This is a genomic window from Frateuria sp. GZRe14 (genome assembly GCF_051900395.1).
Lineage (GTDB): Bacteria > Pseudomonadota > Gammaproteobacteria > Xanthomonadales > Rhodanobacteraceae > Frateuria_A > Frateuria_A edaphi.
In genome coordinates, this window is record NZ_JBHZGJ010000001.1 from 907,034 (window position 1) to 930,159 (window position 23,126).

Below are 23,126 nucleotides of genomic sequence, written 5' to 3' on the forward strand. Positions count from 1 at the left end.
CATGGCTCCGCGAATGCACGATGCGGTCGGCCGGCACCGGATTTTCAATCTGTCCAGACCTATGCGCGAGGGATGGATTAACGTACCCACTTCGCGCCACTGGTCCCCGCGCATGATCGAGTCGCGCCACCCTTTCGCCTGCCTGGCCCGGACCGACGGCTGGGCCGGCTACGCTTATGCCACAGCGATTACCGCGCTCGGTTTCGCATTGGCCTTTCTGGCCGATCGCTACCTGTCGGTCGCGAATCTGGCACTGATCTTCCTCACGGCCGTGCTGGCGGTTGCGGTACGCACGCGCATGAGCGTGGCGGTCTATACCGCGGTCGCGTGTTTCCTCGGCTACAACTTTTTCTTCACCCGACCCCGGCACACGCTGGCAATCGCCGACGCCGATGACGTGCTGGCGGTGCTGCTGTTCCTGGTCGTCGCGCTGATCAGCGGGCGTATGGCCACGCAGCTTGCGCGGCAGGTGGCGTCGCTGCGGGCGGCCCAGGCGCGCGCCCGTACGTTGCTGGAACTCGGGCAGTCGCTGGCCGCAAGCGGAACGCAGAGCCAGGCGATCTGCGATACCGGCATCAGCGCCCTTGCCTTGGCACTGAACGCACAAGCAGCGGCCATCGTTCGGAGCGACAGCGGCAACTGGGACGTATGGGTGGCCTCGCCGGCTGCCTTCGAGCTTGCGCCCGGTGAGCTGGCCGCGGCAGAGGATCTTGTATCGAACCCGCAACAGGCGACAGCCACCCCTTGGGTGATGCGTCTGGGGGGGGCGGACTGGCGGGCGGGAATAGTGGTCATCCGCCCGCACGGGCCGACCACCATCGAGGCCGAACGCGTGAGTCTGGCAAGAGAGATGGTCAGGGACATCGGCCTTGCATTGGAGCGTGGGCATCTTGCCGAGGCTCTTGAAGAGGCGCGCGTGCAAGGGGAAACCGAACGGCTGCGCAATGCCTTGCTGTCGTCCGTGTCCCACGACCTGCGCTCTCCGTTGGCCTCGATGATCGGAGCGGCGAGCACGCTTTCCGCCTACGAGTCCCAGCTTCCAGTAGCGGAGCGACGCGAATTGCTCGATGCCATTTTGGGCGAGGGCCAGAGGCTGGATCGCTACGTCCAGAACCTTCTTGACATGGCCCGGCTCGGGCACGGCGCACTGACGCTGCATCGTGACTGGGTGGACGCGAGCGAAATCGTGCTGGCGGCCGTCGCACGACTGCGCCGGTACTATCCGACCGCCCTAATCGAGACCCGGCTGTCACCGGAGACTCTGCTGCTGCACGTACACCCAGCGCTGATCGAACAGGCGCTTTTCAATATCCTGGAAAATGCAGTGCAGGTTTCGCCCCCCGGACGTCCGGTGGACGTGTCGCTCCGCGAGCAGGAAGGGTCGATAGGCATCGAGGTCGTCGATGAAGGGCCGGGCATTCCCGAAGCCGAGCGGGCGCGCATCTTCGATATGTTTTTTTCCGTCTCGCGCGGCGACCGGGCACCCAAGGGCACCGGCCTCGGGCTGGCGATCTGCCGCGGGATGATCGGTGCACACGGCGGAAGTGTGGAAGCCTTCGCGCGCACGGGCGGCGGTACGATCCTGCGCGTGACGTTGCCCATGCCCACGCCACCGGAGGCGAGTACGTGAATCCGAACGCCCCCTCCGTGCTGGTGGTCGACGACGAGGCGCAGATCCGCCGTTTCCTCGATATCGCATTGCGCGCCGAGGGTTATCGCGTGCTGCAGGCAAGCACCGCGGAAGCGGGACTCGCGCTGGCCGCCACGCAGGCGCCGGACCTTGTCATTCTCGATCTCGGGCTGCCCGACCGCGAAGGCCACGAGGTGCTGGCAGAACTCCGGCAGTGGAGTGCGGTGCCTGTCCTGATGTTGTCGGTGCGCGACTCCGAAGCGGAAAAGGTGCGCGCCCTTGACAACGGTGCCAACGATTATGTGACTAAGCCGTTCGGCGTACAGGAGGTGATGGCGCGCCTTCGCGCGCTCTTGCGCGACCGCGTGCTTGCCGCCTCCCGCGAACCGTCGCCGCGCTACGAAGACGGGCACTTGGTGATCGACCAAGTGCGCCGGGAGGTCAGCCTGGATGGCGAGGCCTTGTCACTCACCCGCAAGGAATATGCGGTTCTGGCCACCTTGCTGCAACACCCCGATCGCGTGGTCAGCCAGCAGCAGCTCCTGCGTGAGGTCTGGGGCGCAAGCCACGTCCACGACACGCATTATTTGCGGATCGTCGTCGGACGGTTGCGCCAGAAGCTCCACGACGACCCGGCGTCGCCGCGATGGCTGAAGACGGAGCCCGGCGTCGGGTATCGCTTCCTGGCGAAGTCTGGAGGTGGAAACCAGCACCAAGGTGCGTAAGTCGGACGGAAGGCCCGATGTTCGCTTTGGGTCGCAGGCGGACAGCTCCTGACCTCGATACGGGGCGATCGCGCACGTTGACTGTCCTCAGGCTGAAATGTCCACCTCCGACCAGAAGGGGACATGCAACACCGATCCGAGCTGCGAAATGGGTCCGGCTTGATTGACGTGTTACCTCGTGGTTGCCTGAGGTATGGCGCGGCCCTATTTGGCCTTTGGATTCTCCAACGACAAGCTTTTCTCGACCATCAGGTCGGATACCGCTTCATGGAATGGCTTGAGGGGATGGGCGGAACAATAAGCGCTCAACCAATGGTTCATCGAATCGGAGTCAGGAAGGTCCGCATACTTTTGGAGCTTCATGTAGAGCGCGACGTTCAGCCCGGTCATGAAGCCCTGCGCCCATTGATTGTACGTGGCCTTGTTTGGAGTGATGCCCTGTTCTTTGCGAACGGCCAGATATTGACTGCACGAAGCGATGCCGAGACCTCGCATGGTCGCCGGACCATCGTCTGCAGAGGCGATACCAGTGAAAGCCAGCAGTCCTGCCAGCAACGTAAGACGCATCATGACTCCCCAGTATTAGCCGTAAAAAACGCCAGTTTTTTTCCAAGCGAGTACAGGATAACAACCGGACCCGCCACGACAAGGCTGTCCGCTTTTGGCCGATAGCGGCCGCCGGAACTCAGGTGGGATCCGATATCTGCGACTCGATGAAGCTGGCGAATGCTCTGGCCTTGGCACTGGCCTGCCGTCCCGTTGGGAATACGGCCCACAAGTCGACAGGTGGCAAGCTCCAGCCATCGAGAACGGTTTTCACTGCACCTGACGCAAGCTCGGGCGCGAACATCCACTCTGACGCCACGGCCAGCCCCATTCCGGCAAAGACGCCCTCGCGCACGCCCTCGGCCGCCGTGACGCGAATGCGTCCCTGCATCGCGACCGACGCCGTGGTGCCTTCTCGGTGGAACGACCACTCGGTGCCGCCGCCACGCTGCTCGTAGATCACCGCCTGGTGCCCGGCGAGATCGGCGGGCACGTGTGGCACGCCCATGCGTTCGAGGTACGCAGGGGTGGCGAAGACGTGGCGGGGGCTTTGGGCGATCTTGCGGGCGATCAAATTGGAGTCGGCGAGGTTGCCCATGCGCAGGGCGATGTCGATGCCTTCCTCGATCAGGTCGATGTTGCGGTCGTCCAGCACGAAGTCGACGTCGAGCTGGGGGTGCTGTTCCAGGAACAGCGGCAGGCGCGGCAGTACGTGCAGGCGCGAGAAGGTGACCGCGGCGCAGATGCGCAGGCGGCCGGAGAGGGTGGCGCCGGCACCGCGGGCGGCGTGTTCGGCTTCGTCCGCTTCTTCGATGGCGCGCCTGGCGCGTTCGTAGAAGCTGCGGCCGGCTTCGGTGGGCGTGAGGCCGTGGGTGGAGCGCAGCAGCAGCCGCACGCCGAGGCGCTCTTCCAGTTGGGCGATGGTCTTGGAGACGGCCGGCTGGCCCACGCGCAGGAGCCGGGCGGCGCCGGAGAAGGAGCCGGCGTCGACGACGCGGACGAAGGCTTCCATCGCGGCCAGGCGGTCCATCGTTATTCCCCCTTGGAATGAAGCCTATGAGCGGCGCAAGGCTACCGCGGATGCGCGGGACGGGCGATACAGGCATGGCCGCTACCAGCGCGCGCGGCCGTGGCGGCGCGCGGCGAGGTGGCGCCCCTCCCCATCACGAGACACGACGACATGAAACTGGAAGGCAGCAGGGTGCTGGTCACCGGCGGTTCGAGCGGCATTGGCCTGGCGATCGCGCAGATCCTGGCGGCGAAGGGCGCGCACGTGCTGATCAGCGGCCGGCGACAAGAGGCGCTAGAGACGGCCGCGCAGCGGTTGCGCGCGGACGGCGGGCGCGTGGATGCGGTGGCGGCGGACGTCACCACCGCCGATGGGCTGGCCGCCACAATGGCCGCGGTCGAGGGCACGCTCGGCGGGCTGGATGTGCTCGTCAACAATGCCGGCGGCGTGCGTGCCGGCCGGCTGGAGGCGACGAGCGAGCGCGAGATCCGCGCGATGATCGAGGTGAACCTGGTCGCGCCGATCCTGCTCACGCGCGCGGCGCTGCCACTGCTGCGCCGCAGTGGCCACGGCATGGTGGTGGACGTGTCCTCGGCGATCGCGCTGGTCGGTTTGCCGTTCTATGCCACCTACGCGGCGGCCAAGGCCGGCATCGCGCATTTCGGCGAGGCGTTGCGGCGCGAGCTGAAGGGCGAGGGCGTGCATGTGCTGACGGCCTACCCGGGCGCGACCGATACCCCGTTGATGGCGTCCAGCCGCGCTGGCGCGGAGCAGGGGTTCGGGCGCGAGTCGGCGGCGGACGTGGCGGCCGCGATCGTGCAAGGCATCGAGGACGAGGCGTTCGAGGTGGTGCGCGCCAACGAGAAGCGACTGCAGATGGTGGCGCTCAATCGCACCGATCCTGCTGCGGTCGATGCGCGGTTTGCCGAGCTCAAGCCGATGCTGGAGGAGGCGGTGCGGGATCACGCGGCGCTGTGAGTTGATCAATTCGCGCGTTGCGGCTTGTCAAAAAAAACGCCCGGCTCTGGCCGGGCTTTTTTTTTCTGCGCCCAGGTCCCGCTTCGATTGCAGGGTCCTGCGGGGGCTGGCGCAGGAGAGTGTTTCCCTTTAGCCGGCATGGGCCGGTCGCATTCCCTATCGGAATAGCCCTTAGTCGTCGGCTGCGTCTACTCGGGCTTCTGGCGCGCCCGTAGCTTGGGTTCCACGGGAGGCGAGCGCTTCGACTCCCGATCGACCACACGGCACCCAAGGAGTCCGGCCATGACAACGTTCACCATCTACACCCCCGACAACGCACCCGCTGCCTCCAAGGCCGGCCTCGACGGCGCCAGGGCCGCCTTCGGCTTCGTGCCGAACCTGCAGGCGACCATGGCCGAATCGCCGGAGCTGCTGGCCGGCTATTCCACGCTGTGGGGCCTGTTCGCCGAGACATCGCTGACGCCGCACGAGCAGCAGGTGGTGATGCTCACCTCCAACTTCGAGAACGAGTGCCACTACTGCATGGCCGGCCACTCGGTGCTGGCGAAGATGCAGAAGATGGATCCGGCGGTGATCGCCGCGCTGCGCAACGGCACGCCGCTGCCCGACGCGCGGCTGGAAGCGTTGCATCGCTACACCGGGCTGGTGGTGCGCCAGCGCGGCTGGGTGTCGGACGCGGATACCGAGGCCTTCCTGGCCGCCGGCTTTACCCGTCGCAACGTGTTCGAAGTGATCCTCGGCGTGGCGACCAAGGTGATGAGCAACTACACCAACCACATCGCCCATACCCAGCTCGACGCCTTCATGCACGGCAGCGAGTGGACCAAGCCGGCCGCCGAACAGGCCGCCTGATTCCGTCGCCCTGCGCGTTGGCGGCCATAGTGTCGCTGGCGCCCAATCCAGGCCTCCGCTTCCCGTAATTCCCCGCGTTTCTCCGAGAGGATTTCCCCATGTCACTGCAAGCCAAGCTGGATGCCTTCAAGGCCGATTTCGAAGCAGGCAAGCCACCGTACAGCGTGCCGCATTCGGTCATCGACGCGATGCATCGCGCCACCGCTGAACTGATCGCCTCCGGCGCGGCCGGGCGCGCGCTCAAGGCAGGCGACCGCGCGCCGTCGTTCGCGCTGAAAGACCCCGAGGGCCAGCTGGTGCAGTCGGCCGAACTGCTTCGGCAAGGGCCGTTGATCGTCAGCTTCTACCGCGGCGTGTGGTGTCCGTACTGCAACATGGAGTTGCAGGCGCTCGAGGCCGTTCTGCCCGAGTTCGACAGGCTCGGCGCGCGGCTGGTCGCGATCTCGCCGCAGGTTCCAGCGAACAGCCGCAAGTCGGTGCGCCAGAACCACCTGACCTTCCCGATCCTGTCCGACACGAAGGGCGAGGTCGGCGCAGCCTTCGGCCTGCGCTTCGAACTGCCGGACTACCTGGTCGAGGTCTACAAGGGCCTGAAGAACAACCTGCCCGCGTTCAACGACGACCCGAGCTGGACGCTGCCGATGCCGGGCCGCTTCGTGATCGGGCAGGAGGGCACGATCCTCTACGCCGAAGTGAATCCGGACTACACCCGTCGACCCGAGGCGGAGGACATGCTGCCGGTACTGCGCCAGGCGGCGCAGAGCCGCGCGGCCTGAGTCGGCGCCCGCGGCCGGACTTCATGCGTTCGCATCGAAGCAGCCGCGGGTCCGCACTTGGCCGGTCACTCAACGGGCGAAGAAGGCGAGGATGGCCTCCGCGATCTCGCCCGCGTGGGTCTCCAGCGCGAAGTGCCCGGTGTCGAGGAAACTCACGCGTGCTTCGGGGATGTCGCGCTTGAACGCTTCGGCACCCGGCGGAAGGAAGAACGGATCGTTCCTGCCCCATATCGCCAGGAGGCGCGGCTGATGCTCGCGGAAGTACGCCTGGAAGGCCGGATACAGGGCGACGTTGCTTTTGTAATCGAGGAACAGGTCCAGCTGCACGTCGTCCATGCCGGGGCGGGCAAGGTAGTAGTTGTCCAGCGCGATGCCATCGGGCGACACCAGCGATTCATCGGCGACACCATGGGTGTATTGCCAGCGCGTCGTGTCCGGGGCGAGCAGTTTGCGCAGCGCCTCGCGGTTGGCCTGCGAGGGGTCTTCCCAGTAAGCGCGGATGGGGTTCCAGCCCTCGCTCAGTCCTTCGACATAGGCATTGCCGTTCTGCGAAACGATGCCGGTGATGCGCTCGGGGTGTTTCACGGCGAGGCGGAAGCCGGTCGGTGCGCCGTAGTCGAACACATAGACCGCGAAGCGATCGAAACCCACCACCTCGGTAAAGCGGTCGATGACATCGGCGATGTGGTCGAACGTGTACCCGAACTGGTCTCGCGGCGGCATGTCGGACTGGCCGAAACCAGGCAGATCGGGCGCGACGATGTGGAAATCGTCACCGAGCAGCGGGATCAGGTCGCGAAACATGTGGCCGGCGCTGGGGAAGCCATGGAGCAGCAGCAACTTGGGTTTCCCGGCCTTGCCTGCCTCGCGGTAGAAAACCTTCAGGCCATCGACGTTGGCATGGCGATATCGAACAGTGGGCATGGCAGTTCTCCTTCGGTGTGGGAGGCGCGGTGCAGAGAGCGAAGGCCTACGCTGAATGGCTGGGTTCGCGCGGGACGCTGCTGGAAGCGCCGGTCCCGCAGATTCGGTTGGCAGGCCCATCAGTAACCTTCTCGAACGTCACTATCCGGGACGAGCCGGCAGCCCAGGCCGAGGTCGGGTCGTTCGCCAAGGTGCATGTGGCGACGGCTGCGTTCCTGCCTCTCTCGTGCCCTTTGCTGCCTGGAGACGTTCATGGACCACGCGCCGGGCTTGAAATGGTCGTAACCGCCAAAACATGAGTTAGGAGGTTATGTTCGGCAGAGTAACTTGTCAAGCGCATTCTTGATGGTTACTTTGGCGACAGGAGAATTCGCATGACACAAGCGGTACCCGCCTTTTTCCTGGCCGACTCGCTCGCGCTGGACTTCCTCAACTCCGTGGCGACGCCCGTGGACGCCCCGGTCGACTGGCTCGGGGACGGCGAGGGACTGCTGGGCTGGCTTCGGCAGGCGCAACTCGTGCCCGAGGAGGTACTCCTCGCGACGCGCGAGCGGGCCATTCCGGGGGAGATCGATCGGCTGGCGGGACAGGCCAGGGCGCTGCGCGAGTGGTTTCGCGGCTTCGTGCGCGATCACATGGGCCGCCCGCTGCGCGAGGCGGACCTGGCTGAACTTGCGCCGCTCAATGAACTGCTCAAGCGCGACGAAAGCTTTGGCCGGATCGTTGCGGCGCCCGCGGGCCAATCGCCCGCGTTCGCGCTGGCCCGGATGCATCGTTGGAGCTCACCCGAGGCTCTGCTGCTGCCGATCGCCGAAGCGATTGCCCGGGTGGTTTGCGACGAAGACTTCTCTTACGTGAAGGCCTGCGAGGGACCCACGTGCACACTGTTTTTCGCCGATCACACGCGAGGCCATGCTCGTCGCTGGTGCAGCATGGCCCTTTGCGGGAATCGCGCGAAACAGGCGGCCCACCGTCACCGGCGAAAGGCGCAGCCCGGCGGGTAATCGGATTGGCCAGATGGACGGACGTGCTTCGCAACCTGGTCCGTGATCTTTCCGGCGCGGACGCATCTCACGTCCGTGTCGTGGAAGCGGGTGCGTCCTCCTCGCGCCAGAAAGGCGCCACTGGCGTGGCGCCCTCGAGTCGCATTACTGGACCGCCGGGAAATCCAGCTCGGTGTCGTTGATGCGGTTGAACGTGTTGGTGAAGATGACCAGCGCGATCGCGAGGCTGATGTCCACCAGCTGCGCATCGGTGTAGCCGGCCGCCCTGATCGCGGCGAACTCCGACTCGGCGATGGTGCCGCGGGTCTCGACCAGGAGGCGCACGAAACGGGCGAGCGCGTCGCGCTTGGCATCGCCGGTCGGCTGGCCGGCGCGGATTTGCTTGAGCGCTTCGGGCTTCAGGCCGGCCATCTTGCCGAGCATGCTGTGTGCGGCCACGCAGTAGTCGCAACCGGTCACCTCGCTGACCAGCAGCTTGATGGTTTCCTGGTCCTGCCGGGTCAGGCCACCGGACGACAGCACGGCTTCGGCCTGCAGTACCGCCTTGAGCGCGGCCGGGCCATGCGCGCCGATCGCGGCGAAGGTGTTGGGAACGCTGCCGGCGGCCTTGCGGATCTGCGCATAGACCTCGGCGGTAGCGCCGGTGGCCGACTGGACGGAAGGGGTAGCGATACGTGACATGGCGGACTCCTCGTTGGGTGGTTGGAACGTGGGAGTCACTTTAGGCGCGCATGGAGAGACAGTTAATGTTTCATATGCTCCAAAATATGCTCAATCGTACCATTCCTCCGTACGGGGAATGCTTCGTCAGGTCTGCGCATAGAGCCTGAGGAAGTCATCGGCGGCCCGTTTGGCGCGCCGGTTGATCTCCGCGGTGCCCGGTGCTTCGCGCAAACGCAGCAGCAGGCTCACCAGCAGATCGTCCCAGAGCAGCGCGAGGAAACGGACGTCCATATCCTTCGGTGCATGCTTGTCGATCAGTCCCGCGGACCTCGCCTGTTCCGTGACCTGGCCGATCACGCCGCGCACCGAGCGCCGTGCCGACTCGAGGGTCGTGGCCACTTCCGGGGCGCGCTGGGCTTCCATGACGGCAAGCCGGAACACCGCCACCACCCCGGCCTGGGTGACTTCGCGCAACACGGTGGCGCCCAGCCGGGCGAGCAGGGTGGCCAGTTCGTCGCGTCGATCCGGCACCGCCAACTCGCTCGGCAAGCGCATGCGCCCGACACGGTCGGCGATGCAGGCCGCCAGCATCGCCTGCTTCGTGCCGAAATGGGCGTACAGCTCGCGCTTGGACACCTGCGCGCGTGTGGCGATCTTCAATGTGCTTGCTTCGGCGTAGCCCAGTTCCATGAACGTGTCCATGGCCGCCTGCAGGATGCGTTCGCGGACCGGCTGCGGGGCCGATGTCGGATCGGACTGTTCTTTCACACGCGCGCCCTTGCGTTGGTACTTGTGGGTACCGTAGCATGAGTGACGTTGGTACCAGTCGGTACCGACATCGAAACCCAACCGCCGTCGCCCCTGCGTTGCTGCCTGGCGGCGCACGGTTCACTGCCAACCCCGGCGGAGGAGAGTTCGCATGTCGCCCGCACACATCTTCACCCTGCAGCTTGTCCTGGGATACGTCGCCTGGTTGCTCTGCTTCCGCGCCTACCTATGGCCCCGGCTGCGCTCGATGCCGCGTGCCGATGCGCACCGTGCGATCGCGACCCTGCACAGCTTTCGCTTCTTCGGGCTCGCGTTCGTGGTTCCCGGCGTGGTCGGGCCACAGCTTCCGGGCAGCTTTGCGGCGTTCGCCGCCTACGGCGACCTGGCCACCGGGGCGCTTGCCCTGCTCGCGCTGCTTGCCTGGAGGATGCGACCGCTCTTCTGGAGTGCGGTAGCCGCTTTCAACATCGTCGGTGCGGCCGACCTGCTGACCGATTACTTCCATGCGATCAGGGCAGGCCTCCCCGAACGGGCCGGCGAACTGGGCGCGGCCTATGCGATTCCGGTCATCTACGTGCCGCTGCTGATGATCACGCACGTGGCGGCGTTCTACATGCTGGTGCGTTCCGGGACGACGCGGGGGATCGCATCGGATGCGACCCGGTCGCCCGTCGCGCGGCACGGTGTCGATGCCGCCCGCATCGGTGGATGATCCGGTAGACGCGGGAGGGTCGCGGGTGACGCGCGCTCCTGGGCAGGGAAGGCTGGGTCGCCAGCCTCTCGCGCTGCGGCTCAGTGGAGCCCGAGCGCCCGGACGTTGTCGCCCGTATTCCGGTCGATGAAGAGACCGTAGGGGTCGATGCCCGCGTAGGTCGGCTTCTTGTCCGTGACGAAGTGAAAGACCTGCATGCCGCTGCGCACCTGCTTCCACGCCATGCGGATCACGTCGGCTCGGTCGAACGTGGCGGCGCCCGGCTCCGCGCTGAAGAGGCCGATCTCGATGAGCTCGTCGAGCGGCGCCTCCTGCTCCGTACCCTTGCCATCGGCATAGAACTTTTTCGCCTCGACCGGCACGGTCACGTCCCATCCGCCGTCGGCCCGCTGCACGGCCGTCGGCGGCTGCAGCTTGAGGTCGTAGAGCGTGATCCGCTCGAACAGGTCGGTGATCAGTCCCTGGTCCTCCGGTGTCCTCGCTTCCTCGCGCAGCAACGCGATCAGGTCGAGCGAGCGGGGGTAGGGCGCGACGGTGAAGCCGTAGCGGTCGACGAAGCGCTTGAGCGCGCGGTTCACTGCGTCCTCGCCGATGCGCTCCTGCAACAGGTACATGGCGAGCGCGCCCTTGCCGTAGGCGATGTATTGCTGGCTGAGTTCGACGCTGGCGAGCGGTTGCTCCGCGAGCACCTGCGTGCGGCGGCCGCCCAGGTAGCGATCGAGCTGGAACTGGAGGTAACGGCGGATCCCTTCCTCGCCGTGCAGGCGCTTCATCACCATCAGCGCGGAATACTGCGCGAGCGTTTCGTACAGCAACCCGGCGCCCTGCATCCGCGCTCCCAGCACCTGATGTCCCCACCACTGGTGCGCCAGTTCGTGGGCGGTGAGCATGGTAACCATGTCGATCGCCTCCCGATCCCGCAGGTCCATCGCGAAGGACGCCGTTTCGCCCACCGGGATGGTGTTCGCGAAGGCCTGTCCGCCCTGCCGGTAGGCGGGCGTTTCGATGATCCGCGCCTGGTCGAACTGATAGGGGCCGAAGGCCTGGCGGTAGTAGTCGATGGAGGCCTGCATGGCCTTCATCATGCGGTCGACGTTCCAGTGATGCGCGGGCTCGAAGTAGATCGCGTACTGGACGCCGCCGTGCGTCTGCCTGCTGACGGCATAGCGTCCCGACTCGATCGCGAAGTAGTTCTTGATCGGCGTATCGGAGACGAAGCGCACCGTGCGACGACCGTTCTGCACGCGCTCGGAAACGCGCTTGCCGGGTGCGATCGGGATCTGATCGGCGCGGGTCGAAACGGTGATGTCGGCCGTGGTCCAGCTGAGATCGCCGCTGGGCAGGCTGCGGGTGGCCGCCAGATCGTCCAGCCGCGGGAGCGGTAGCCGTTCGGGAAGGCCGTACTTGCGGCGCGCGGCCGGGTCGTCGAGCAGGCCGACGTCGCTCATGCCGATCCGGGGCGTGAGCTCGATCGTGTTCAGATCGGTGCCGTTCGGCGCCAGTCCCGTCTCGGTGCCGGCGGCGCGGAAGCCGACCTGCGCGCGGCGGGTGTGGAAAGTGAGCGAGCGCACTTCCCCTGGCCGCATGGGCGAGTCGAGGCGATAGATGCGATAGCCGAACGCCTCGTCATCGCGTTCCAGCCGGGCGCCGGGAAAGTCGAGGCCGACCAGTTCCAGCGCCGGGTCCATCAGTCGCACGTGGACCCGGTCGATCGGCGTGCCGGTTTCGTTGACGAGCCGATAGCGGCCGTGCACGTCCGCGCGAACATCCTGCGGATACAGGGCAACGTCGAGCACGACATGCCTGACTACCGGTTGTGGCAGGCCGGCGTAGCGGAAGAAGCGCTTTTCGTAACCGGCGAGGTAGCGCTGCTGGTCCTCCGCGGTGTGGAAATCGTTGACGACGAGGGTGTTGTAGATGATCCAGGCGCCGCTCACGCTAAAGATCGCCGTCGCCACCACGGCGACCCATACGGCGCGCGCAGTCAGTCGAGAGGGTATCCGGCGCAACCGCGGCATCAGTCGCTCGGCGGCGCCGCGCGGCCACAGCAAGTGCGCCGCGACCAGCAGCAATGCGGCCGTCGCGGCCCAGAACAGCCGGAACCACCAGGCCGCCTTCCAGAAAATGCCGGTGCCGACTATGTCCGACAGCGGTACGGCAGGCACGCTGCCATAGACGAAGAGCGGGTATTCAAGCCCCAGCGCGGGGCCAAAAAACCGAAGCACCAGGTACAGCGCCATCCAGCCCCAGCCGGCATATTTGCCCGGGCTGAGCGCCTGGACGAAAACCGCGAGCGCGGCGATCGCGACCGCGTCCACCGTGCCCGGAAGCAGGTACCAGCGCAGATATTGGCCGGGCGCGGGATCCACGCCTCCGAGCAGCTGCACCAGCATGCCGGCTGCCATGCCGACGAACTCCGTCGCGAACAGGACCAGCGCCAGGCCGATGATCTTCGGCAACATCAGCGCCCATGCCGGCAAGGGAGTCGCATCGATGAGTTCGTGCACCTTGCGCTCGCGTTCCCGCCACACCAGCTCGCCGCCGTAATAGGTCGCGATGACGACCAGCAGCGTGTCGAAGCTCGCCTGGATGATCGGCACGGATACCGAGGTGAGCGGGTAGAGCGTCACGCCGTACCAGCCCGAGGCGGTCAGCAGGCTCGGGAGCGTGAACGCGAAGGCGATGAGCAGAAGCACCAGGAAGACCGGGCTCCTGAAGATGTAGCGTGCTTCCATCGTGGCGCGGGCGACCAGCTGAGCGCGCGCGGTGCGCTTGTCGAAGCGTGGGTTCGCAAGCCGCGGGCGCTGTTTGGCTGGAGCGGGCGACGGGGGCGTCGCCATCGCCTCCTGTCGCCGAAGCTTGCGCTGCTGCCGCCGCGACAGGCCCCGATCGGCAAACCGAAACCGGCGGTAGGTGAGCGCCAGGAGGGCGATCGACACGCCGACCCAGATCAGCCGGCTTTGCACCATCAGCCCCGTCACGGGAATGGCGCCGGCATTGAGCTCGGCTGCCGTGAAATAGCGCGAGCTAGCCATATAGGCGGACATGCCGAGCGGATCCGCCAGCACACGGAAATCCAGGAGCTGCGGCTGGCCTGCCATGAGCCCCTGGGAGAGGAAATAGACGACCAGCAGGGCGACCACGCCGATGAACGTGCCGGCGGTCGAGCGCGTTGCGGTGGCGAGCCCGAAAAGCGTTGCCGAGATGATCAGCGCGTTCGGCAGGGCGAATAGGCCGTAGCCGATCGCGAACCCGGAGACATGGTTGGGCCCGAGCATCGCGTGGTTGGCGAAAGGCATCAGCGTGCCGAGCCATTGGCCGAGCGTCGCGGCCGCCATGACCAGCGCGCCGGCAGCGAAAGCGCCGAGGAAGCGGCCGAACAGGTAGTCGAATTTGGTGATGCGGGTGGCGCGGATCAGCGGGCCGAACCCGGTCTGGTCGTCCCGCACGATCACGTTCGAGACGAACGCGGCGCCCACGAACAGGAACACGAACGACACCAGGAGATGGGACACGATGATCGTGTGCGGGCTGTTGAACAGCACGTTCCCGCCGCCGACGGTCATGAGCTTCACCACGGCCATGTCCACGAACGCGCCAAGGAACAGCAGGGCTGCGGCCGCGATGAACAGTGGGCTCGTGGCCTGGTAGCGGAATTCGAATGCCGCGATCTTGCCAAGCATGTCGGCGTTCCTCAGGCCGCGCGGCGGGATTGGGCGAGCGTGGAGAAATACACGTCCTCCAGGTCGCCCTCGAGTACGACGAAGCCGTCGCCCGGGTCCGTATCGGAAAGGATGTGGACCACCGTTCGGCCGGAGAAGAGGCGTGTGGAGATGATCCGGTGACGCTCCCGGTAGCTGTGGAGTTCGGAACGCTCGATCGCCTTGCGCCAGATCCGGCCGCGCGTGCGCTCGATGAGTTCGAGCGGCGCGCCTTCCAGCTGGATGCGCCCGCCGACCAGCACCGCCACCCGCGGACAGAGGTCGGCGACGTCCCCGACGATGTGGGTCGAAAGGATGACCACCACGTTCTCGCCGATCTCGGCCAGCAGGTTGAGGAAGCGGTTGCGCTCCTCCGGGTCGAGGCCGGCGGTCGGCTCGTCGACGATGATGAGTGCCGGATTGCCAATCAGCGCCTGGGCGATGCCGAAGCGCTGGCGCATGCCGCCGGAGAAGCCCGCCAGCGCCTTCTTTCGCACGTCCCAGAGGTTGACCTGGTGCAGCAGCGTTTCGACGGTCTGCCTGCGGTCGGCGGCCGTCGCGATCCCCTTCAGCACGGCCATGTGGTCGAGCATGTCGTACGCCGAAACACGCGGATAGACGCCGAAATCCTGGGGCAGGTAGCCGAGCGTGCGGCGCAGCTTTTCGGGTTCGGCGATCACGTCGACGTCGCCGAAGCGGATGCTTCCTTCCGTGGGCGTTTGAAGCGTGGCGATCGTCCGCATCAGCGTCGACTTGCCTGCGCCGTTGGGGCCCAGCAGCCCGTACATCCCGCGCGGGATCGAGAGCGCCACCTGGTCGAGGGCGCGCGTGCCATTGCCATAGACGTGGCTGACGTTGGTGAGCTCGAGCATTGGGCATCCCCGACCGGTTTTTTGTCAGGCTGCCATGGTGTGCTACGTATGTAAAGCACCAACGCACACTGTGCGGTGCAACCGCTCGCTCGGATCAAAGAATCCCCGATGGACATCCTGAGCGAAGCCCGTGTCCGACTGGCGGGTGCGCGTGCTGCCCTGACAGTCGCGCGCGTCAGCCGGCCATCGCCCGCAGCCGTTCGGCCGTCGCGGCATCGGCGGGCACGAACGATTCCAGCGCCAGCTCCGCCAGCGTGATGTCGACCGGCGTACCGAACACGGTGGTGGTGCTGAGCATCGAGAGCACGTGGCCGTCGACCTCCAGTTGCATGGGCACGGCGATGGACGAAGCGATGTCGGCGCCTGGCGTGGCTTCGGGCACGGGCAGGGCCTGCAGTTCGCGTAACAGGGCGATGAGCTGCGGGTCGTGGCTGGCGTCGATCTGCTGACGCAGGCGGTGCAGCAGGTGCGCGCGCCACTGGCCGAGGTTGCGGATGCGCGGCGCGAGGCCGGCCGGATGCAGGCTCAGGCGCAGCACGTTGACCGGTGGTTCGAGCAGTTCCGGCGCAACGCCGCCGAGCAGCCGCAGCGTCGCCTGGTTGCTGGCGACGAGCTGCCAGTAGCGGTCCACCGCGAGCGCGGGGTAGGGCTCCAGGCCCTTGAGCAGCAGGTCGATGGTAGCGCGGGCGCTGGCGAGCGCCGGGTCGTCCAGCGCGCGTTCGCGGAAGGCCGGGGCGAAGCCGGCGGCGACCAGCAGTGCGTTGCGCTCGCGCAGCGGCACGTCCAGGTATTCGGCCAGGTGCAGGATCATGTCGCGGCTCGGGTTGGCGCGGCCGGATTCGACGAAGCTCAGGTGGCGCGTGGAGATCTCCGCGCCGGAGGCCAGGTCGAGCTGCGAAAGCCGGCGGTGGCGGCGCCATTCGCGCAACAGGTCGCCGATGGGGCGCTGGGTGTCGAGGGCTTGGGCGTTCATGGCATCCATGATGCGGTAGGAGCACACCCTGTGCGCGACCGCCATGCCGGATTGCGCGGGATGGTGGCGTGCCGGTCGCGCACAAGGTGCTTTCCCAGGAGGGGTCAGGCGGGCTGCAGCTCGGTCTCGCGCAGGAACGCGGCGATGTCCTCCACCAGCCGGTCGAAGTGCGTGTGGTAGAGCCCGTGCGGCGCCCCGGCGTACTCGATGTAGCGGCTGTGCGGCACCAGCGAGGCGATCGCGCGCCCCTGCTGCACCGGCTCGCTGACGTCGCGGTTGCCGTGGATGACCAGCAGCGGCACGTCCAGGGCGGCCACTTCCGCGCGCTGGTCGGCGCGCTTGGCGCGGAAGCATTCCACCAGCGCCTGCAGCGAGGCATCGCGGATGATGTCGATCGTGTGCTGCACGAACTCCGGTGTGGTGCCGGTCTCGGCGGGCAGAAAGAAGCCGTCGGCGTTGTCGGCCAGCCAGCGCGGGAGGTCGCGACGGATCGCGGCGAGCACGGCCTCTGTGGTGGGCTCGTCCATGCTCCAGGGGCCGCGGCTGCCTTCGGCGTAGCTGGGCGCGACCGGCGCCAGGAAGACCGCCCGCGCCACGCGCGCGCTGCCGTGGCGTGCGAGGTAGCGGGTGGCTTCGCCGCTGGCCATCGAGTGGGTGACCAGCGTGGCCTTGCGCAGGTCCAGGTGCTCGATGAGTTCGGCCACGTCGTCCGCCAGGCGGTCGAGGTGGTAGCCGCGGCCCGGATCGTCCGAGCGGCCGTGCCCACGGCGGTCCATCGCGATGCAGCGGTAGCCGAGCGCGTTGAAGTGCAGCAGGTGCCGGTCCCAGGCGCGCGAATCCAGCGCCCAGGAGGCGAGGAAGACGATCGGCTGGCCGTGGCCCCAGTCGCGGTAGAACAGGGTGGTGCCGTCGGTGGTCGTGAAGTGGCTCATGGTGGGTGACTCCGGATGCGGGGATGGGAAGGTCGTGGTGCCTGGTGGCGCGCGCTCAGGCGGCCATCGGGACCTTGTCGAGGAAGCCATGCACGCGGCGGATGCGGCCCTCGTCCAGCTCGGCCACGTCGAAGCCGATCACCAGCGGTTCGTGCGCACCCGGCGCGACGAGGTGCCAGTGGAAGCGGGCCACGTCGTGGTGCGCGTCGACGTCGCCGGCCAGCCTGAAGACGTGGCCCCGGAACATGCCCTGCACCGCGTCGATCGTCGTGTCGATGGCCTCCCAGCCGTGCGCCTGCGCCACGGGATCGGTGTAGATGGCGTGCTCGGCGTAGACGTCCTCGATCAGCACGCGGCGGCGCAGCGGATCGGTCTCGTTCCAGGCGCGGATGTAGTTGGCGATCAGTTCGCGGGTGGCGTTCATGGCGGTGCTCCGTGTCGGGTGTGGGCACAGCTTGCGGCCGCCGCCGCGGCGGGGCGATTACCTGGCAGGTAATGGAACGCGGCAGGCTTCTCGCCGCCGCGACGTCGTACGCCGGATGCTGACGTCCCCTGCAGAGGGAGCGAAGGCCATGAGCAGACAGCGCAGCCCTGACGAACCCGAACGACCGCGCGGCGCGGGCGCCGACCATCCGGCCGACGAGCCGGCACGCGCTGGCGAGCACGGCGGTGACGTGCGGCACGACCGCCTGGACACCATCGAGTGGGCCGACGACCGCACGCGGGCGCTCGATCCCCACGCCGGCATGGACGAGGCGCCGATCGAGGACCTGATGGACGGTGGCGAGACCAACGCGTCCTACCGCGCGGAGGCGAGGCGGGCCACGCCCACGCTCGATCCCGAAAGCGAGAGCGGGGACGACGGCGCCTAGTGCACCGGCGAGGCTTCCGCTGTAGCCATCGACTGGCGCGGACGCAGCAGCAATCCACCGAGCAGCGCCGCCAGTACCGCGAAACCGGTCCCGGCCAGGAACGCGGCGCGATAGCCCGCGTTGAGCGCGACCGCCTGCGCGATGCCGGTTTCCAGCGCCGCGCCGGTGCGCGCCGCCGCGAGGCTGGCCAGCACCGCCAGGCCGAGTGCGCCACCCATCATGAAGGCGGTGTTGACGATGCCCGAGGCCAGGCCCGAATCGCGCGGCTCGACGTCGTTCATCGCCGCCAGCAACACCGGGTTGAAGGCGATGCCCGCGCCCAGGCCGAGCAGCAACATGCCGGGCAGCACGTCGACAAGGAAATGTCCGTCCGCCGGTGCGCGTGCGAACAGCGCCAATCCCAGGGCGGCGACCAGCAGGCCGCCGGCCAGCGGCCGGCGGATGCCGAAGCGCATCACGATGCGCGCGGACAGTCCCAGTGAACAGGCCGCCATCACCAGGTTGCCGGGCAGGAAGGCCAGGCCCACTTCCATCGGCCCGTAGCCGAGCACCAGCTGCAGGTACAACGCGGACAGGAAAAACCAGGCGAACATCGCGCCGGCCCACAGCACGCCGACCACGTTGGCGATCGCCAGGTTGCGCAGGCGGAACAGCTTCAGCGGCATCAGCGGCGCGCGCACGCGCGTCTCGATGAAGAGGAACAGCACGAACAGCCCCAACGCCACGGCGAGCATGCCCAGCGTGCGCGCCGACAGCCAGCCGGCCTGGTTGCCGTCGACGATCGCGTAGACCGCCAGGATCAGCGCCGCGGTGACGGCAAGCGCGCCGCCGACGTCCAGGTGGCGCACGTCACTGCTGCCGTGCACCGCGGGCAGCAGCCGGAGCGAAGCGACGAACACCGCCAGGCCGATCGGCAGGTTGACCAGGAACACCCAGTGCCAGCTCAGCGTGCTCACCAGCAGCCCGCCAAGCAGCACGCCCACGCTACCGCCGCCGGCGCAGACGAAGCCGTACACGCCCATCGCCTTCGCCCGCTCGGCCGGTTCGGTGAACAGGTCCATGATCAGAGACAGCGCCACCGCGGTGACCACCGCGCCGCCCAGGCCCTGGATGCCGCGCGCGATCACCAGCCATTCGCGCGAACCGGCCATGCCGCACGCCAGCGAGGCGAGGGTGAACAACACCAGCCCGAGCAGGAACAGCTTGCGGTGCCCGAACAGGTCGCCCAGCCGCCCGCCCAGCAGCAGGAAGCCGCCATAGGTCAGCACGTAGGCATTCACGACCCAAGCCAGCGTGGCTTCGGAGAAGCCCAGGTCCGCGCGGATCGAGGGCAGCGCCACGTTCACGATGGTGGTGTCCAGCACGATCATCAGCACGCCCAGGCACAGCACGGTGAGGGCGAGCCAGCGGCCGTCGCGGGCGTGGGTGGTCGGGGTCGGCATGTTCAAGCGGGAGCTCCTTGGCGGGCGTGCAGCATGGCAGGGATCGCCGGGTTTCATCAGCTGCCATGACGACGATTTGCCCGCGCCCGGATCGACAACCGACCGCCCGGGCAGGGCGTGCGAGAATTCCCGCATGAACCTGCTCGCCATCGAAACCAGCACCGAAGCCTGTTCCGTCGCCCTGGTGCACGGACAGGAAGTGATCGCCCGCAGCGAACTGGCCCCGCGCCGCCACGCCGAACTCGCGCTGCCGATGGCCGATGCGCTGCTCGCCGAAGCGGGGCTAGGCCGGCATGCGCTGGATGCGATTGCGGTGGGCCGCGGCCCCGGCGCGTTCACCGGCGTGCGGCTGGGCGTGGCGCTCGCGCAGGGCATGGCGTTGGCGCTGGACCGGCCAGTGGTGCCGGTGTCTTCGCTGGCCGCGCTGGCACTGGAGGCGCCGGAGGACGAGGCAGCGATCCTGGCCGTGATCGACGCACGCATGGGCGAGATCTATGCCGCCTGCTATCGCCGCGATGGCAACGGTGGCCTGGTGGCGCTGGACGAGGAGCGCGTCTGCGCACCCGACGCGCTGGTGCTGCCGCAAGCCCAGGCGTGGAGCGTCGTCGGCAGCGGATGGACGACGTACGCGGACGTGCTGCGGAAGCATCTGACCGGCGAGCTGCGACAGGCCGAAGGCGACCGTTACCCGCAGGCCCGCCACGTGGCGGAAATCGCCGTGCGCGAATACCAGGCGGGCCGGGCCGTTTCGCCGGAACAGGCCTTGCCGGTGTACCTGCGGGACAAGGTGGCGTTGACGCTGGCCGAGCAGGGGCGCGCCAGCTCCTAGCTCCCCGGACCTTTCGACTTCGGCCCTGCGCTCAGGGCGGACAGCTACGGAAGCGTCCGATTTCAGTTCGACGGCCACTCGAGTCGATGCGGAAGGCGACAGCGGCATCTGGCCGGAAGGAACGAAGAATTTTTCCGTTCGCCCTCAGCGTGGCGCAGCGAGGTCGAAGGGCCGCGATCCCCGGGGCTGGCCTCAAAGCCGCCCGATCGCCAGCTGCACCAGCAGGCTGCTCACCGCCACCGCGATCCACACGCCGAACCCCAGCAGGATCGGTCGCGGCCCGCTGGAAATCATCCTGCGCAGGTTGGCCGACAGCCCGATCGCGGTCAGCGCCATGATGATCAGGAACTCCGCCAGCTGGTGGATCAGCGGCTGCGCCGCCACCGGCACCAGCCCCGCCGTGCGCACCGCCGAGGCGACCAGGAACCACAGGATGAACCAGGGAAAGATGCGCTTGAGGCTGAAGTCGGCCGCGCCTTTCTTTTTTTCCCGCATCGCCACCATCACCGCCAGCGTGATGCACACCGGGATGATCAGCGTGGCGCGGGTGAGCTTGACGATGGTGGCGTAGTCGCCGGCCGCATGGCTGTAGCTGTAGCCGGCCGCGACCACCGAGGACGTGTCGTTGATCGCCGTGCCCGCCCACAGCCCGAAACCCAGGTCGGACAGGTGCATCAGGTGCCCCAGCAGCGGGAACAGCAGCACCGCCACCACGTTGAACAGGAAGATGGTGGAGATCGCGAACGCAGTGTCGTGCTCGTCCGGCTTGATGATCGGCGTCACCGCCGCGATCGCCGAGCCGCCGCAGATCGCGGTGCCCACGCCGATCAGCACCTTGAGCTGGTCATGCACGCCGAGCAGCCGGCCCAATCCCCATGCCGCGACGAAGGCCGCGCTCATGGTGATCAGTGTCACCGACAGCGACTCCAGCCCGGTCTTCGCCACCTGATCGAGGCTGAGCCCGAAGCCCAGCGCGATGATCGACCACTGCAGCACCTGCTTGCCGGCAAACTGGATGCCGGGCGTGAAGCGCGCGCCGGGCGACAGGGTATTGCGCACCAGGATGCCGAGCACGATGCCGATCACCGGCCCTCCGACCAGCGGCGCCAGGTGTCCCAACCACAGCGCTACCAGCGCGATGGCGAGCGCGAGGCCCAGGCCCGGCAGGCGGGCAGGCAGGGTGGGGGCGGGCGTGGCGGCGGCGCTCATCGTTGGCTCGGGTGGCGAAGTCCGCCCATTGTCCCTGTGCATGACCATCAGCAAAACTTTGCATGCTTGATGGTTGCTATAAGCTTTGCTGAATGCTGAACATCACGCCCCGACAGCTCGACGTGTTCGTGCAGACCGCGCTGCACGGCAGCCTGCGCGCGGCCGCCGAGCGCGTGCACCTGACCCAGCCCGCCGCGAGCATGGCGCTGGCGGAGCTGGAACGGCAGCTCGGTGCGCCGCTGTTCGACCGCGAACGCGGGCGGCTGCACCTCAACGCACGCGGGCGCGAACTGCTGCCGCGCGCGCAGGAATTGCTCGAGCGGCACGCGGAACTGGCCCGATTCGGGCAGGGCGATGCGCAGGCACTGGCGGGTGAACTGCGCATCGGCGCGAGCAACACGGTCGGCAACTACCTGGTCGGCGAACTGCTCGGCGGCTTCGTGCGTGCGCAGCCGCAGGTGGCGATCCGGCTGCGCGTGGCCAATACCGACACCATCGCGTCGCAACTGCTCGATCACGCGCTGGACGTCGGCTGCGTGGAGGGCCCGGTCGCGCATCCGCAGCTGGAACTCAAGCCCTGGCGCGAGGACCGGCTGCGCGTGTGTGCGCCGCCGGGGCATCCGCTGGCGCGCAAGCGTTCACTCAAGCCGGGGGATTTCGCCGGCGCCCGCTGGGTGTTGCGCGAACCAGGCTCGGCCACCCGCGCCACCACCGAGCGTGTGCTCGCGCAATTGCCGCCGGGCGAAACGGTACTGGAGCTCGACCAGATCGAAGCGATCAAGCAGGCCGTCGCTGCCGGCCTCGGCATCGCCTGCCTGCCGGAGGTGGCACTGGTCGATGCCCTGGCGACCGGACGGCTGGTGGTCCTGAAGACGCCCTTCCTCGATCTCAGGCGCATGCTCTCGCTGCTGCTGCACCGGCAGAAATACCGCGGCGCGCTACTCGAAGCCTTCCTGCAGACCGTCATGTAGGCGGGCAGCTTGCCAGCAGGTTCACCCTGGCGGCGCTAGCGTCCGCTGGCCATGGCAACGCGTTCGGTCAGCAACCCCCTCGGCGTCCCGCTGGCCAAGCCCGTGGCCGAGGTACCGGCGGGCGCCCTCGCCACGTTGCGGCGCGAGGCGCGCGACTGCCGCGCCTGTCCGCTGTGGCGCTACGGTACGCAGACGGTGTTCGGGCAGGGTCCGGCGTCGGCCCGGGTGATGTTGATCGGCGAGCAGCCCGGGCTGCACGAGGACCGCGAAGGCGTGCCGTTCGTCGGTCCCGCCGGGCAACTGCTCGATCGCGCGCTGGGCGAAGCGGGACTGGACCGCTCCACCTTGTACCTGACCAACACCGTCAAGCATTTCAAGTACGAGATGCGCGGCACCGCCAAGCTGCACAAGCGCGCCAATGCGGCCGAGCAGGCAGCTTGCCGCATGTGGCTGGCCGCCGAGCTACTGCGGGTGAAGCCGAAGCTGGTGGTGGGCCTGGGCGCCATGGCGGCACAGACGATGTTCGGCAATGCCTTCCGCATCACCCGCGAGCGCGGCGTGTGGCGACCGCTGGGCGAAGGCGCGCAGGGACTGGCGACCTGGCATCCCTCCGCCGTGCTGCGCATGCCGGAGGAAGCGAAGCGGCACCAGGCATTCGACGAACTGGTGGCGGATCTGCGGATGGTGGCCGGAGCGCTGGGAAGGCTGGCGTAGGGCCGGCTTCAACCCACCGCAGGC

General features: G+C 67.6%; 23 protein-coding genes. 11 read left to right on the plus strand and 12 right to left on the minus strand.

Annotated elements, in window-relative coordinates; translation table 11 throughout:
• Nucleotides 1-112: 112 nt before the first annotated feature.
• Together ACFWZ1_RS04015 and ACFWZ1_RS04020 are read left to right on the plus strand one after the other, a co-directional pair.
• Nucleotides 113-1,630: a sensor histidine kinase gene (locus ACFWZ1_RS04015; protein ID WP_231323895.1), complete on the plus strand. Its 1,518-nt coding sequence runs from the start codon at nt 113-115 to the stop codon at nt 1,628-1,630.
• Nucleotides 1,627-2,355, plus strand: a complete 729-nt coding sequence (locus ACFWZ1_RS04020) for a response regulator (protein ID WP_439665526.1) — start codon at nt 1,627-1,629, stop codon at nt 2,353-2,355. The genes ACFWZ1_RS04015 and ACFWZ1_RS04020 overlap by 4 nt, the downstream gene beginning before the upstream one ends.
• A gap of 204 nt (nt 2,356-2,559) precedes the next feature.
• On the opposite strand, the gene ACFWZ1_RS04025 is transcribed toward ACFWZ1_RS04020, so the two are convergent.
• Both ACFWZ1_RS04025 and ACFWZ1_RS04030 read right to left on the minus strand, forming a co-directional pair.
• Nucleotides 2,560-2,922 (minus strand): hypothetical protein, encoded by a 363-nt coding sequence (locus tag ACFWZ1_RS04025; protein ID WP_439665527.1) that lies wholly within the window; start codon nt 2,920-2,922, stop codon nt 2,560-2,562.
• A 118-nt stretch (nt 2,923-3,040) separates the two neighbouring features.
• Complete coding sequence (locus tag ACFWZ1_RS04030; RefSeq protein WP_275045771.1) at nt 3,041-3,931, minus strand: LysR family transcriptional regulator; 891 nt, start codon at nt 3,929-3,931, stop codon at nt 3,041-3,043.
• 150 nt (nt 3,932-4,081) lie between these two features.
• Here ACFWZ1_RS04030 and ACFWZ1_RS04035 point away from each other — a divergent pair, with 150 nt between their 5' ends.
• From ACFWZ1_RS04035 to ACFWZ1_RS04045, 3 genes are all read left to right on the plus strand, one after another.
• Nucleotides 4,082-4,888, plus strand: coding sequence for an SDR family NAD(P)-dependent oxidoreductase (locus ACFWZ1_RS04035; protein ID WP_439665528.1), 807 nt, complete (start codon nt 4,082-4,084; stop codon nt 4,886-4,888).
• A 282-nt stretch (nt 4,889-5,170) separates the two neighbouring features.
• Nucleotides 5,171-5,740, plus strand: a complete 570-nt coding sequence (locus ACFWZ1_RS04040; protein ID WP_439665529.1) for a carboxymuconolactone decarboxylase family protein — start codon at nt 5,171-5,173, stop codon at nt 5,738-5,740.
• A gap of 98 nt (nt 5,741-5,838) precedes the next feature.
• Nucleotides 5,839-6,516: a peroxiredoxin-like family protein gene (locus ACFWZ1_RS04045; protein WP_439665530.1), complete on the plus strand. Its 678-nt coding sequence runs from the start codon at nt 5,839-5,841 to the stop codon at nt 6,514-6,516.
• A gap of 69 nt (nt 6,517-6,585) precedes the next feature.
• Here the strand turns inward: ACFWZ1_RS04045 and ACFWZ1_RS04050 are convergent, their stop codons facing one another.
• The gene (locus tag ACFWZ1_RS04050; protein WP_439665531.1) at nt 6,586-7,440 is read right to left on the minus strand and encodes an alpha/beta fold hydrolase; all 855 of its coding nucleotides are present in this window, start codon (nt 7,438-7,440) and stop codon (nt 6,586-6,588) included.
• A 374-nt stretch (nt 7,441-7,814) separates the two neighbouring features.
• Between ACFWZ1_RS04050 and ACFWZ1_RS04055 the strand changes: the two genes are divergently transcribed.
• Entirely contained in the window at nt 7,815-8,444 is a 630-nt protein-coding gene (locus ACFWZ1_RS04055) for a CGNR zinc finger domain-containing protein (protein WP_439665532.1), read from the plus strand.
• A gap of 144 nt (nt 8,445-8,588) precedes the next feature.
• Here the strand turns inward: ACFWZ1_RS04055 and ACFWZ1_RS04060 are convergent, their stop codons facing one another.
• Together ACFWZ1_RS04060 and ACFWZ1_RS04065 are read right to left on the minus strand one after the other, a co-directional pair.
• A complete protein-coding gene (locus tag ACFWZ1_RS04060; protein ID WP_439665533.1) occupies nt 8,589-9,125 on the minus strand; it encodes a carboxymuconolactone decarboxylase family protein in 537 nt (178 codons plus the stop codon).
• A gap of 126 nt (nt 9,126-9,251) precedes the next feature.
• A complete protein-coding gene (locus tag ACFWZ1_RS04065; protein WP_439665534.1) occupies nt 9,252-9,875 on the minus strand; it encodes a TetR/AcrR family transcriptional regulator in 624 nt (207 codons plus the stop codon).
• Between the two features lie 151 nt (nt 9,876-10,026).
• Between ACFWZ1_RS04065 and ACFWZ1_RS04070 the strand changes: the two genes are divergently transcribed.
• Complete coding sequence (locus ACFWZ1_RS04070) at nt 10,027-10,587, plus strand: hypothetical protein (RefSeq protein WP_439665535.1); 561 nt, start codon at nt 10,027-10,029, stop codon at nt 10,585-10,587.
• Between the two features lie 80 nt (nt 10,588-10,667).
• Here the strand turns inward: ACFWZ1_RS04070 and ACFWZ1_RS04075 are convergent, their stop codons facing one another.
• From ACFWZ1_RS04075 to ACFWZ1_RS04095, 5 genes are all read right to left on the minus strand, one after another.
• A complete protein-coding gene (locus ACFWZ1_RS04075) occupies nt 10,668-14,270 on the minus strand; it encodes a M1 family aminopeptidase (RefSeq protein WP_439665536.1) in 3,603 nt (1,200 codons plus the stop codon).
• A gap of 11 nt (nt 14,271-14,281) precedes the next feature.
• Nucleotides 14,282-15,160, minus strand: coding sequence for an ABC transporter ATP-binding protein (locus ACFWZ1_RS04080; protein ID WP_439665537.1), 879 nt, complete (start codon nt 15,158-15,160; stop codon nt 14,282-14,284).
• Between the two features lie 175 nt (nt 15,161-15,335).
• On the minus strand, nt 15,336-16,133 hold the full coding sequence (locus ACFWZ1_RS04085) for a helix-turn-helix domain-containing protein (protein WP_439665538.1): 798 nt from the start codon (nt 16,131-16,133) through the stop codon (nt 15,336-15,338).
• A gap of 104 nt (nt 16,134-16,237) precedes the next feature.
• The gene (locus ACFWZ1_RS04090) at nt 16,238-17,065 is read right to left on the minus strand and encodes an alpha/beta fold hydrolase (protein WP_439665539.1); all 828 of its coding nucleotides are present in this window, start codon (nt 17,063-17,065) and stop codon (nt 16,238-16,240) included.
• 55 nt (nt 17,066-17,120) lie between these two features.
• Nucleotides 17,121-17,489 carry a nuclear transport factor 2 family protein gene (locus ACFWZ1_RS04095; protein ID WP_439665540.1) on the minus strand — a complete coding sequence of 123 codons (369 nt, stop codon included), beginning with the start codon at nt 17,487-17,489 and terminating at the stop codon, nt 17,121-17,123.
• 148 nt (nt 17,490-17,637) lie between these two features.
• Here ACFWZ1_RS04095 and ACFWZ1_RS04100 point away from each other — a divergent pair, with 148 nt between their 5' ends.
• Entirely contained in the window at nt 17,638-17,937 is a 300-nt protein-coding gene (locus ACFWZ1_RS04100; protein WP_439665541.1) for a hypothetical protein, read from the plus strand.
• On the opposite strand, the gene ACFWZ1_RS04105 is transcribed toward ACFWZ1_RS04100, so the two are convergent.
• Nucleotides 17,934-19,379, minus strand: coding sequence for a DHA2 family efflux MFS transporter permease subunit (locus tag ACFWZ1_RS04105; protein ID WP_439666868.1), 1,446 nt, complete (start codon nt 19,377-19,379; stop codon nt 17,934-17,936). The two genes, ACFWZ1_RS04100 and ACFWZ1_RS04105, sit on opposite strands and share 4 nt — an antisense overlap.
• Before the next feature lie 133 nt (nt 19,380-19,512).
• Between ACFWZ1_RS04105 and tsaB the strand changes: the two genes are divergently transcribed.
• Nucleotides 19,513-20,208, plus strand: a complete 696-nt coding sequence (tsaB, locus tag ACFWZ1_RS04110) for a tRNA (adenosine(37)-N6)-threonylcarbamoyltransferase complex dimerization subunit type 1 TsaB (protein ID WP_439665542.1) — start codon at nt 19,513-19,515, stop codon at nt 20,206-20,208.
• A 192-nt stretch (nt 20,209-20,400) separates the two neighbouring features.
• On the opposite strand, the gene ACFWZ1_RS04115 is transcribed toward tsaB, so the two are convergent.
• Nucleotides 20,401-21,417, minus strand: a complete 1,017-nt coding sequence (locus tag ACFWZ1_RS04115) for a YeiH family protein (protein WP_231323928.1) — start codon at nt 21,415-21,417, stop codon at nt 20,401-20,403.
• Nucleotides 21,418-21,509: 92 nt separating this feature from the next.
• Here ACFWZ1_RS04115 and ACFWZ1_RS04120 point away from each other — a divergent pair, with 92 nt between their 5' ends.
• Complete coding sequence (locus ACFWZ1_RS04120; RefSeq protein ID WP_439665543.1) at nt 21,510-22,388, plus strand: LysR substrate-binding domain-containing protein; 879 nt, start codon at nt 21,510-21,512, stop codon at nt 22,386-22,388.
• 51 nt (nt 22,389-22,439) lie between these two features.
• Complete coding sequence (locus tag ACFWZ1_RS04125; RefSeq protein WP_439665544.1) at nt 22,440-23,102, plus strand: UdgX family uracil-DNA binding protein; 663 nt, start codon at nt 22,440-22,442, stop codon at nt 23,100-23,102.
• Nucleotides 23,103-23,126 lie beyond the last annotated feature (24 nt).